1 protein-coding gene is annotated in these 1331 nt (G+C 66.4%); it reads left to right on the top strand.

The annotated features are described in order from the left end of the window. Nucleotides 1-328 precede the first annotated feature (328 nt). Complete coding sequence (locus CLV37_RS26875) at nucleotides 329-1135, top strand: transposase family protein (RefSeq protein WP_106215800.1); 807 nt, start codon at nucleotides 329-331, stop codon at nucleotides 1133-1135. Nucleotides 1136-1331 lie beyond the last annotated feature (196 nt).

The raw sequence follows: 1331 nt of genomic DNA, 5'->3' as shown, positions 1-1331 counted from the left end.
CCGGACTGCTCGGTCCTTGACCTCGGCCGGGTACCGCTGGGGCATGATCGTCATCCTGACTCATCAGGAAGCGGCATCAAAGCCGTGACGCTTCAGGGAGCACCCGTTCGCCCACCGCCGGGAGCCGGACGCGCGGTCATCCGCGTTGTGCGCGCTGTCACGGCGGACGAGCGACGCTGACTGCGCCCTACGACTGTCACTGAGGCTTTGTCGGTAGCGGTGTGAGGCCACCCTTGAGGCCGGGGATCGAAGGCGCTGGGACACGCAGGGTCTGGACGAGACGATGGAGGCGACCAAGCCCTATCCGCCGTACCCACCTGGACCCTGCGTGCTCATCTATCGTGCCAGCCTCGACGTCCCCCGCGCCCTGGCTCAAGCCGTCGCCCAGCTCCTGTTCGCCCACCGTGCCCGAATCGGCACCCGCCGCGGCCGCCGCGTCCTGGGCTGCTTCGCGCACGCGGTCCTGCTGCTGCGGTTCATGCGTCAACGCGCCACGGTCGCCGACCTGGCCCGTGACAACACGATCAGCCTCTCCAGCGCCTACCGGTACCTGCACGAAGCCCTCGACGTACTCGCCGGCCAAGCACCCGACCTGTCCGACGTCGTCGCCGACGCGGTGCACCGAGGAACTGAACACCTCCTGCTCGATGGCACTCTCATCCCCACCGACCGCATCCACGACCGAACCGGTCGACGTGATCGCTGGTACTCCGGAAAGCACCGTCAGCACGGCGGTCTGGTCCAGATCCTCACCGATGCTGATGGGCGGCCGTTGTGGGTCTCACCCGTCGAGCCGGGCTGCACTCATGACCTGACCTCGGCCCGCCTCCATGCCTTGCCGACGCTCTACCGCGCAGCTCGTGGCGGTGTGCCGACGCTGGCCGATAAGGCGTACACCGGTGCCGGGGCCGGCATCCGCGTTCCCGTGCGCCGTCCCAGAGGCAGCCAGGTTCTCGACCGCAGCACGCGGGGTTGGAACTCCTACGTCAACGCCGAACGCGCCTTCGTCGAGCACGGCATCGCCCATCTCAAGACCCGTTGGCGAGCCCTCCACCGGGTCAGCCTGTGCCCATGGCGCATCAGTGCGATCGTTGCCACGGCCCTGGTCCTGAGTCGACTAGAGAACCGCTACTGACAAAGGCTCACTGATGTCTTGACACATCGACTGTCACCGATGTCCTGATGCAGAACTGTCAGCGATGTCCTGAGACATCACACTCCCAAGGCCACATCCAAGGCGGGTTCAACCGGTCGATGCAACACCGGACTGATGCAGCGACTGTAGCTGCTCGGCGAACACCTCCGCTGGAGTTCTCCAGCCCAGGACCTTC

The organism is Kineococcus rhizosphaerae, assembly GCF_003002055.1.
In the GTDB taxonomy this organism is placed as follows: Bacteria; Actinomycetota; Actinomycetes; order Actinomycetales; family Kineococcaceae; genus Kineococcus; species Kineococcus rhizosphaerae.
Note: the sequence above shows the minus strand (reverse complement) of the source record. Positions and strands in the feature narration are given on the sequence as shown.